We start from the raw sequence: 11,772 nt of genomic DNA on the forward strand, positions 1-11,772 counted from the left end.
ACAGAAGGTGTCTGCACAGAACGAGAAGATCGTCGAGGCTCTCCGGGCGTCGCTGAAGGAGACCGAGCGGCTGCGCGAGCAGAACCGCCGCCTGACCGCCTCCGCCCACGAGCCGATCGCGATCGTCGGCATGGCCTGCCGCTACCCCGGAGGCGTCGACTCGCCCGAGGACCTGTGGAAGCTGCTGGCCTCCGGCGGTGACGCCGTCAGCCGGTTCCCCGAGGACCGAGGCTGGGACACGGAGAACCTCTACGACCCCGACCCCGACGCGGCGGGCCGCACCTACTCGGTCGAGGGAGGGTTCCTCACCCAGGCCGCCGAGTTCGACCCCGCCTTCTTCGGGATCAGCCCGCGCGAGGCCCTGGCCATGGACCCGCAGCACCGGCTGCTGCTGGAGACGTCCTGGGAGGCGTTCGAGCGGGCCGGGATCGACCCGGCCGCCGTGCGCGGCAGCGCCACCGGTGTGTTCGCCGGCGTCATGTACCACGACTACAGCGAGGTGCTGGAACGCGCCACCGACGACCTGGAGGGATTCCTCGGCGTCGGCGGCAGCATCGCCTCCGGCCGGGTGTCCTACGCGTTCGGCCTCGAAGGCCCCGCCGTCACCGTCGACACCGCCTGCTCCTCGTCCCTGGTGGCCGTCCACCTGGCCGCGCAGGCGCTGCGCAGCGGCGAGTGCAGCCTGGCCCTGGCCGGCGGTGTCACCGTCATGGCCACCCCGGACACCTTCGTCGACTTCAGCCGGCAGCGGGGGCTGGCCCCCGACGGCCGCTGCAAGCCGTTCGCCGAGGCCGCGGACGGCACCGGCTGGGGCGAGGGCGTCGGCATGCTCGTCCTGGAAAAGCTCTCCGACGCCCGCCGCAACGGCCACCGGGTGCTCGCGGTGGTCCGGGGCTCCGCCATCAACCAGGACGGCGCCAGCAACGGCCTGACCGCCCCCAACGGCCCCTCCCAGCAGCGCGTCATCCGCCAGGCCCTCGCCGCCGCCCGGCTCACCCCGCAGCAGGTGGACGCGGTGGAGGCCCACGGCACGGGCACCAAGCTGGGCGACCCGATCGAGGCACAGGCGCTACTCGCCACCTACGGCCAGGACCGCTCCCCGGACGCCCCCCTGTGGCTGGGCTCGGTGAAGTCGAACCTGGGGCACACCCAGGCCGCCGCGGGCGTGGCCGGGATCATCAAGATGGTCCTCGCCCTGCGCAACGAGGAACTGCCGCAGACGCTGCACGTGGACACCCCTTCGTCCCACGTGGACTGGGCGGCGGGCGCGGTCGAGCTGCTGACCGAGGCCCGGCCGTGGCAGGCGGGGGAGCGGACCCGGCGCGCCGGCGTCTCCTCCTTCGGCATCAGCGGCACCAACGCCCACGTCATCATCGAGGAGGCACCGGCCGAGGAGCCGACGGAGGCCGCCGAGACGGTCGCCCTGCCGGTCGTCCCCTGGATCGTGTCCGGCAGGACCGCCGAGGCGGTCCGCGCCCAGGCCGCCCGCCTGCTCGACTTCGCCACCGCCCACCCGGAACTGGTCCCCGCCGACATCGGCCGCGCCCTGGCCACCGGCCGCTCGGCGTTTCCGTGCCGCGCCGGCACCGTGGCCACCGACCGCGACGGCCTGCTGGCCGGCCTCGACGCACTCACCCACGAGGACCCGGCAACCGCCAAGGGCGGGACGACCGCGTTCCTGTTCACCGGGCAGGGCAGCCAGCGGGCCGGCATGGGCCGGGAGTTGTACGAGGCCTTCCCGGTGTTCGCCGCCGCGCTGGACGAGGTGTGCGCCGCACTGGACACGTATCTCGAACGTCCGCTGAAGGACGTGATGTTCGGCGGGGAGGGGCTGGACGAGACCGGGTACACGCAGCCTGCGCTGTTCGCGCTGGAAGTCGCCCTGTTCCGGCTTCTCGAAGCCTGGGGAGTTCGGCCGGGTGTGCTGGCCGGGCATTCCATCGGTGAGCTGGCCGCCGCGCACGTGGCGGGCCTGTGGTCGCTGGAGAACGCCGCCAAGCTGGTGGCCGCCCGTGGCCAGCTGATGCAGCAGCTCCCGGCGGGCGGTGCGATGGCCGCCGTACAGGCCACCGAGGACGAGGTCCTGCCCGTCTTGCCCGAGGGCACCGGGATCGCCGCCGTGAACGGACCGTCCGCGATCGTCGTCTCCGGCCTGGAGGCGGGCGTGGACGAGGTCGTCGCGCACTTCTCGGCGGCCGGCCGCAAGACGAAGAAGCTGACCGTCAGCCACGCCTTCCACTCCCCGCTGATGGAGCCGATGCTCGCCGAGTTCGAGCAGATCGCCGCGCAACTGACCTACGTAGAGCTGGCGTTGCCGATCGTGTCGACGCTGACAGGCGCGGCGGTGTCGTACGAGGAACTCTCCCAGCCGTCCTACTGGGTCCGGCACGTCCGTGAAGCCGTACGTTTCGCCGACGCGGTCACCACCCTCGATGACCAGGGCGTCGGTACGTTCCTGGAGCTGGGCCCCGACGCCGTACTCACCGCCATGGTGGCCGACCCGCGTGCCGTCCCGGCCCTGCGCCGCGACCGCACCGAACCCCAGGCCCTCGTCGAAGCGCTCACCAGGCTGCACTGCGTCGGAGGCGAGGTGAGCTGGCAGGCCTTCTACGCCGGCACCGCCGTACGGCACGTCGATCTGCCGACCTACGCCTTCGAGCACAAGAGGTACTGGCCGACGACCGGCCCGTACGCCGCGACGGACGCGGCCGGGATCGGGCTGACCGCGGCGGGGCACCGGATTCTCGCCGGTGCCATGGAACTGCCGGACTCCGACGGGGTGTTGTTCACGGGCCGGTTGTCCCTGGCCACGCACCCGTGGCTGGCCGAGCACGCCGTGAACGGCACCGTGATCGTGCCCGGTGCCGCCCTCGTCGAGATCGCCGTACGCGCCGGTGACCAGGTCGGCCGCGGCACCGTCCGGGACCTGACGCTGCACGCCCCGCTCGTGCTGGACGAGCGCGGCGGTGTCGCGCTGCGCGTCGGCGTCCGGTTCGGCGAGGGCGACGAGCCCGCCGTGACCGTCCACTCCCGCCCCGAGGGCGAGGAGGCCTGGACGCTGCACGCCGAGGGCGCCCTGGCCGCCCACACCGTCCGGCCCGGCGCCGACCTCACCTCCTGGCCCCCGGCCGGTGCCGAACCGGTCGACACCAGCAGCCTGTACGACGACCTGGCCGGCATCGGGCTGGAGTACGGCCCCCTCTTCCAGGGCGTGACGGCTGCCTGGCGGGCGGCCGACGGCACCGTCTACACCGAGGTCGCGCTGCCCGAGGGCACCGACACCCAGGGCTACGGCATCCACCCCGCGCTCCTGGACGCCTCCCTGCACGCCATCGGCCTGCTGGACGACGACACCGAGGGCGCGCGACTTCCCTTCTCCTGGGCGGACTTCGCGCTGCACGCGGCCGGTGCCTCCGCGCTGCGGGTGCGTGTCGCGGCCGAGGGCACGGGATACCGGATCGACCTCGCGGACCCGGCAGGGGCGCCCGTCGCCACCGTCGGCTCCCTGGCCCTGCGTGCCCTGCCCACCGCGCCCGCGGCAGCGCGGACGCACGACTCGCTGTTCCGGCTGGACTGGCAGAAGACCACCCCGGCCGGCACCGGAACCGGCACCGAGCCCGTCACCTGCCACGTCATCGGGCCGGACCCGCTCGGACTCGTCGACCTGGTCGGGCAGGCCGGGGGACGGCCGGCCGACGGCGGCGACGCCCAGCTGACCTTCGCCACCTTCGTCACCGGCGGTCTGGAGCCGCGCGACGCCGTCCACCGTGCCCTGGAGACCGTCCAGGAGTGGCTGGAGGGCGTCCGGCCCGACGGCGCCCGGCTCGTGGTCGTCACCTCCGGTGCCGTGGCCGCCGCGCCCGGCGACCGGGTGCCCGACCCGGCGGCCGCCGCCGTGGTGGGTCTCGCCCGGTCCGCCCAGTCCGAGCACCCCGGGCGGATCGTCCTGGTCGACCTCGACACCTCCGCCGAGTCCGCCGACGCCCTGCTGCCCGCCCTCACCGGCAGCGAGGAACCCCAACTCGCCCTAAGGGCCGGGCAGACGCTGGTGCCCCGGCTCGTCCGTGACGTCGGCGCCGAACTGAGCCTGCCCGAGGGCGACGCTCCCTGGCGGCTCGACTTCACCCCCACCGGCACCCTGGACAGCCTCTACGTAGCGGACTTCCCCGAGGCCGCCGCCCCGCTCGCCGAGGGGCAGATCCGGGTCGCGATCCGGGCCGCCGGCGTCAACTTCCGCGACGTCATGAACGTCCTCGGGATGTACCCCGGCGACGCCGGGCGGCTCGGCCTGGAAGCGGCCGGCGTCGTGGTGGAGGTCGGTCCGGGCGCGGACCGGTTCACCGTCGGGGACCGGGTGATGGGCCTGTTCTCCGGGGCGTTCGGGCCGCTCGCGGTCGTCGACCACCGGCTGGTCTCCGCGATGCCGTCCACGTGGACGTTCGCCGAGGCCGCCGCGGCGCCCGTGGTCTACCTGACCGCCTACTACGCGCTGGTCGACCTGGCCGGCCTCACCGCCGGCGAGTCCATCCTGGTGCATGCCGCCGCCGGCGGTGTCGGCACCGCCGCCGTCCAGCTCGCCCGGCACCTCGGCGCCGAGGTGTACGGCACGGCCAGCCCCGCCAAGTGGTCCGCCGTCCGCGCCCTCGGCGTCGACGAGGACCGCATCGCGAACTCCCGCACGCTGGAGTTCGAGCAGCACTTCCTCGAGGCCACCGGCGGACGCGGCATGGACGTCGTACTCGACTCCCTGGCACGGGAGTTCGTGGACGCGTCGCTGCGACTGCTGCCGCACGGCGGCCGGTTCGTCGAGATGGGCAAGACCGACATCCGCGAGGCCGACGCGGTCGCCGCCGCGCATCCGGGCGTCGTGTACCGGGCGTTCGACGTCATGGACGCCGGGCCCGACCGGATCCAGGAGATGTACGACGCACTGCTCGCGCTGTTCGAGAGCGGCGCGTTGCGTCCGCTGCCGGTCACCGCGTGGGACGTGCGCGAGGCCCCGGAGGCGCTGCGCGTCATGGGGCAGGCCCGGCACACCGGGAAACTGGTGCTGACCGTGCCCGCGCCGCTGAACCCGGACGGCACCGTCCTCGTCACGGGCGCGACCGGCGCGCTCGGCGGGCTGCTCGCCCGGCATCTGGTCGCCGGGCACGGCGTACGGCGGCTGCTGCTGGCCAGCCGGCGCGGCGACCGGGCCCCCGGCGCCGAGGAACTCGCCGAGGAGATCCGCGCATTGGGCGCGCAGGTGGACCTCGTCGCCTGCGACACCGCCGACCGGGATGCCGTGGCCGCCGCCCTGGCCGCCGTACCGGAGGCGCACCCGCTGACCGCGGTCGTGCACGTCGCCGGCGTCCTCGACGACGGTGTCCTCGGCTCGCTCACCCCCGAGCGGCTGGACAGGGTGCTCGCCCCGAAGGCGGACGCCGCCCGGAACCTGCACGAGCTGACCCGGCTCGCCGACCTCTCCGCGTTCGTGCTGTTCTCCTCCGCCGCCGGCACCTTCGGCAACCCGGGGCAGGCCAACTACGCAGGTGCCAACGCCTACCTGGACTCCCTCGCCGCCCACCGGCGCGCCCAGGGCCTGCCGGGTCTCTCCCTCGGCTGGGGACTGTGGGCCGCCGAGGGCGGCGGCATGGCGGAGAACCTGGACGAGGCCGAGCGCGCCCGCATGGCCCGCTCCGGCGCCGCCGCGCTCACCGGCGCCGAGGGCCTCGCCCTGTACGACACGGCGCTCACCCTGCCGCACGCCGCGCTCGTGCCCATGCACCTGGACCTGCCGGCGTCCGCGGCGCCCGAAGAGGTGCCCGAACTGCTGCGCGCCCTGGTGCGCACCCCGGCCCGGCGCACCGCCCGCGCCGCCCAGAAGGCCTCCGGCGGCGGCGAGTTGGCGGCGCGGCTCAGCGGGCTCGGCGCCGACGAGCAGCACGCGCTGCTGCTGGACGTCGTCCGCACCCACGCCGCGGCGGTCCTCGGCCACTCGGCACCCGAAGCCGTCGACGTCACCCAGGCCTTCAAGGACCTGGGCTTCGACTCGCTCACCGGTGTCGAGTTCCGCAACCGGCTCGCCGCGGCCTGCGGGCTGCGCCTGCCCGCCACCCTGGTCTTCGACTACCCGGCGCCCGAGGCCCTGGCCGGCTACCTGCGCGAGGAACTCGTCGGCTCGCTGCCCTCGGAGACCCGGACCACCGGCACGGCCCTCGGAACGGACGAGCCCATCGCCGTCGTCTCCATGGCCTGCCGCTTCCCCGGCGGGGTCCGCTCGCCCGAGGACCTGTGGCGGCTGCTCGCCGGACGCGCTGACGCCATGGGCGCCATGCCCGACGACCGCGGCTGGGACATCGAGGCCGTCGTCGACCCGACCGGTGAACGCCCCGGGACCAGCTACACCGACCAGGGCGGCTTCCTGCCCGACGCCCCGCTGTTCGACGCCTCCTTCTTCGGCATCAGCCCCCGCGAGGCCCTCGCCATGGACCCGCAGCAGCGGCTGCTCCTCGAGACGTCCTGGGAGGCCCTGGAGCGCGCCGGCTTCGACCCGCACACCCTGCGCGGCAGCAGCACCGGCGTCTTCGCCGGTCTGATCTACCACGACTACGGCAACGGCGCCGGTTACAGCCACCTGCCCGAGGGCGTCGAGGGCTTCCTCGGCACCGGCACCTCCGGCGGTGTCGCCTCCGGCCGTATCTCCTACGTCCTCGGCCTCGAAGGGCCCGCCGTCACCGTAGACACCGCCTGCTCCTCGTCCCTGGTCGCCCTGCACATGGCCGTCCAGGCCCTGCAGCGCGGCGAGTGCGACCTGGCGCTGGCCGGCGGCGTCACCGTGATGGCCACCCCGGACACCTTCGTCGACTTCAGCCGGCAGCGCGGCCTCGCCGCCGACGGCCGCTGCAAGGCCTTCGCCGAGTCCGCCGACGGCACCGGCTGGGCCGAGGGCGTCGGCATGGTCCTCGTGGAGCGGCTGTCCGACGCGCGGCGCCACGGCCATGACGTCCTCGCCGTCGTCCGCGCCAGCGCCCTCAACCAGGACGGCGCCAGCAACGGCCTCACCGCCCCCAACGGCCCCTCCCAGCAGCGCGTCATCCGGCAGGCCCTCGCCACCGCCGGCCTCGCGCCCGCCGACGTCGACGCCGTCGAGGCGCACGGCACCGGCACGAAACTTGGCGACCCCATCGAGGCCCAGGCCCTGCTCGCCACCTACGGGCAGGACCGCTCCCCGGACGCCCCGCTGTGGCTAGGGTCGGTCAAGTCCAACCTCGGCCACACCCAGGCCGCAGCGGGCATCGCCGGGGTCATCAAGATGGTCGAGGCCCTCGGCCACGAGGAACTGCCCGCGACCCTGCACGTCGACGAGCCCAGTTCGCACATCGACTGGGAGGCCGGTGCCGTACGCCTGCTCACCGACGCCCGGCCCTGGCCGCGCCGCGACGGGGCACCGCGCCGGGCCGGTGTGTCCGCGTTCGGCTTCAGCGGCACCAACGCCCACGTCATCCTCGAAGAGGCCCCCGCCCCCGCCGCCGTACCCGAACAGCACGAACAGCCGGAACAGGCGGAGCCCCAGGCCGGTCCCGTGCCGTGGCTGCTGACCGCCCGCACCCCCGAGGCGCTGCGCGAGCAGGCCCGCCGACTGCGCGAGCAGCTCGCCGGGCAGGACCTCGGCGCCGCGGAACTGGCCCGCGTCGGCCACTCCCTGGCCACCACCCGCACCCCGTTCGAGTACCGGGCCGTCCTCGTCGGCGACGACGGCACCCAGCTCCTGCAGGGTCTCGGCGACCTCGCCGACGGCACCCCCGCCGCCGGGATCGAGGAAGGACTCGCCGGGCCCGTCGGCAAGACCGTGTTCGTCTTCCCCGGCCAGGGCTCGCAGTGGGCCGGCATGGCCCGCGACCTCATGGCCACCTCCGAGGTGTTCCGGGCGCGGATCGAGGAGTGCGCCGCCGCCGTCGACGCCCACACCGACTGGTCGCTGCTCGACGTGCTGCGCGGAGCCGACGGCGCCGCCTCACTGGAACGCGTGGACGTCGTCCAGCCCGCCCTGTGGGCCGTGATGGTGTCCCTGGCCGCGCTGTGGGAGTCCCTCGGCGTCGTCCCGTCCGCCGTCGTCGGCCACTCCCAGGGCGAGATCGCCGCCGCCTGCGTGGCCGGCGCGCTCAGCGTCGAGGACGCCGCCCGTGTCGTCACCCTGCGCAGCCGCGCCCTGGTCAGGCTCGCCGGCACCGGCGGCATGGTGTCCGTGCCACTGCCCGCCGCCCGCGTCGAGGAACTCCTGGCGCAGTGGCCGGACCAGATCTCCGTCGCCGCCGTCAACGGGCCCGCCTCCACCGTCGTCTCCGGCGACCCGGACGCCCTCGACGCGCTGCTGGAGACCTGCGAGAACGGCGGCGTCCGCGCCCGCCGCATCCCCGTCGACTACGCCTCCCACTCCGCGCACGTCGAGTCCCTGCGCGAGGAACTGGAGGAGATCCTCGCCCCCGTACGCCCCCGCGCCGGACGCGTCCCGCTGCACTCCACCCTGGAGGACCGGCTCATCGACGGGCACGGGATGGACGCCACGTACTGGCACCGCAACCTGCGGCACACCGTCCGCTTCGAACCCGCCGTGCGCGCCCTCGCCGACAGCGGTCACACCGTGTTCGTCGAGTGCTCCCCGCACCCCGTGCTGACCGTCGGCCTCACCGACACCCTCGCCGACGCAGGCGCCGACACCGCGGTCGTCACCGGCACCCTGCGCCGCGACGACGGCGGCACCGCCCGCGTCCTCGCCTCCCTCGGCCGGCTCGTCGTGCACGGCGTGCGCCCCGACTGGGACGCCGTGTTCGCCGGCCGCGCCACCGGCCGGGTGCCGCTGCCGACCTACCCGTTCCAGGGCGAGCGGTACTGGCTGGAGCCGACCACCGCGGCCCCCGCCGACCCCGGCTCCGTCGGCCAGGCGGACGCCGGGCACCCGCTGCTCGGCGCGGCCGTCACCCTGCCCGGCGACGGCGGACTGGTCCTCACCGGGCGCCTGTCCCTCGCCGCGCAGCCCTGGCTCGCCGACCACGCCGTCGGCTCCACCGTCGTCGTCCCCGGCACAGCGCTGCTGGAGATGGCCGTCCGTGCCGGCGACGAGGCCGACCACCCCAACCTGGCCGACCTCACCCTGGAGGCACCGCTCGTCCTGCCCGACAAGGCCGACATCCAACTGCGGGTCGTCGTCACGGGCAGCGGCGAGGACGGCCGTACCGTGAACGTGTACTCGCGGCCCGCCGACGCCACCGCCGACGACCCCTGGACCCGGCACGCCACCGGCCTGCTCACCCGGCAGCCGGAAGCCACCGGAGAACACCTGGCCGCCTGGCCGCCCGCCGGCGCGGAGAGCGTCGACACCGCGCGGCTCTACGCCGACCTCGGCGCCCTCGGCCTGGACTACGGGCCCGCCTTCCGCGGCCTGCGCTCCGCCTGGCGCACCGCCGACGCCCTGTACGCCGAGGTCGCCCTGCCCCTCGAGACCGCCGCCCAGGCAGCCGAGTTCGGCCTTCACCCGGCCCTGCTCGACTCCGCCCTGCACGCCATCGCGCTCGGCGGGTTCCTGGACGCGGGCGCCGGCGGCCCCTGGCTGCCGTTCAACTGGTCCGGGGTGACCCTGCACAGCGCCGGCGCCGCGGCCCTGCGGGTGCGGATCGCCGCCGCCGGGGAGGGCGCGGTGTCCGTCACCGTCGCCGACACCGCCGGCGCGCCCGTCGCCACCGTCGCCGCGCTCGGCCTGCGCCAACTGCCCGCCGACGCACTGGCCCAGCTGTCCAGGGCGGGCGGCAACCCGTTCCGCGACACCCTCTTCCACGTCGAATGGACCGCCCTGCCCGCCCCCGAGGCGACCGAAGTAACGGACGACTGGGCGGTGTTCGGCGACGACCCGCTCTTCCCCGGCCTGCCGGAGATCTTCAGTACCGAGGAACTCGACGACGGTATCGGCACCGTCCTGGCCCCCGTGCACTGGCAGAGCACCGTCGACGACGCCGTGATGCAGACCCTCGGCGACCTCCAGGTGTGGCTGTCCGACCCGCGCACCGACACGGCCCGCCTGGTCGTCGTCACCCGCGGCGCCGTCTCCACCGCGCCCGGCGAGGACATCGCCGACCTCGCCCAGGCCGCCGTACACGGGCTGGTCCGCACCGCGCAGACCGAGAGCCCCGACCGGATCGTGCTCGCCGACATCGGCACCGAGGTGCCCTCCCGCACCCTGCTCGCCGCGGCCCTCGCCACCGGCGAACCCGAGTTCGCACTGCGCGACGGCGAGATCCGCGTGCCGCGCCTGACCCGCACCGAACCCGCCGCACCGGCCACCGAACCCGCCGCACCGGCCACCGAACCCGCCGCACCGGCCACCGGGTCCGACGAAGCGGCCACCGGGTCCGACGACGCGCCCACCTGGTCGCCCGACGGCACCGTCCTCATCACCGGCGGCACCGGCGGCCTCGGCGCCCTCGTCGCCCGCCACCTGGCCACCGAGCACGGCGTACGCAGCCTCGTCCTCGTCGGCCGCCGTGGCCCCGGCGCCCCCGGCGCCGCCGGACTCGCCGAGGAACTCGCCGCATTGGGCACGTCCGTCGCCCTGGAGGCCTGCGACATCACCGACCGCGACGCGCTCGCCGCCCTCCTGGACCGGCACACCCCGCGCGCCGTCGTCCACGCCGCCGGCGTCCTCGACGACGCCACCCTCGGCCGGCTCACCCCGGAGAAACTCGAGACCGTCCTCGCCCCGAAGGCCGTCGCCGCCCAGCACCTGCACGAGCTGACCGCCGACCGCGACCTGGACGCCTTCGTCCTGTTCTCCTCCTCCGCGGGCGTCCTCGGCAACGCCGGACAGGCCAACTACGCCGCCGCCAACGCCTACCTGGACGGCCTCGCCGCCCACCGGCGCGCGAACGGCCTGCCCGCCGTGTCGCTCGCCTGGGGCCTGTGGGCGCAGCCCAGCGGCATGACCGGCCACCTCGACACCGCCGACCTCGGCCGGCTCGCCCGCTCCGGCATCCGCCCGCTCGACCCGCAGCAGGGGCTCGCACTGCTGGACGCCGCGCTCGGCGCCCACGGCCACGCCCACCCGCAGCTCGTGCCGATCGGCCTCAGCACGGCCTCCCTGCGCGGCGCGGCCGACGGCGCACCCGTACCGCACCTGTACCGCGGCCTGGCCCGCGCCCAGGCCCGGCCCACCGCGCACGCCGCCCCCACCGCCACCGCGGCAGCGGAGGGCACGGGCGGCCCCGGCGAGGCACTGCGGGCCCGTCTCGCCACCCTGCCCGCCGACGGCTGGGAGACGGCCCTGCTCGACCTCGTCCAGTCGTACGCGGCGGCCGTGCTCGGCTTCGCCGGCCCCTCGGCCGTCGGCGCCACCCGCTCCTTCAAGGAACTCGGCTTCGACTCGCTGACCGCCGTCGAGTTCCGCAACCGGCTCACCGCCGCCACCGGCATACGGCTGTCCGCCACCGCCGTCTTCGACCACCCGACCCCGCTCGCCCTGGCCCGTCTGCTCCACGCCGAACTGGCCCCCGAGCAGACCGACCCGGCCGAAGGCGCCCTCGCCGAACTCGACCGGCTGGAGAGCCATCTGCCGGACGCGTCGCTCGACGACGAGGCACACCGGGCGGTCACGGCCAGGCTGGAGGACCTGCTCGCCCGCTTCAAGAGCATGCGGACCGCGACCACCGACGGCACGGACGACGTGGGCGCACGGCTGCAGGACGCCTCGTCCGACGAGGTCCTGGCCTTCATCACGGACGAACTCGGCATCTGACACGGGGT

The 11,772-nt window shown here is 75.2% G+C and carries 1 protein-coding gene; it reads left to right on the plus strand.

Annotation, left to right across the window (positions count from 1 at the left end):
* Positions 1-7: 7 nt before the first annotated feature.
* Complete coding sequence (locus ACFYZQ_RS19820) at positions 8-11,764, plus strand: SDR family NAD(P)-dependent oxidoreductase (RefSeq protein WP_389149066.1); 11,757 nt, start codon at positions 8-10, stop codon at positions 11,762-11,764.
* Positions 11,765-11,772: the final 8 nt, after the last annotated feature.

It is taken from the genome of Streptomyces sp. NPDC001843 (genome assembly GCF_042891955.1).
Taxonomy (GTDB): Bacteria; Actinomycetota; Actinomycetes; order Streptomycetales; family Streptomycetaceae; genus Streptomyces.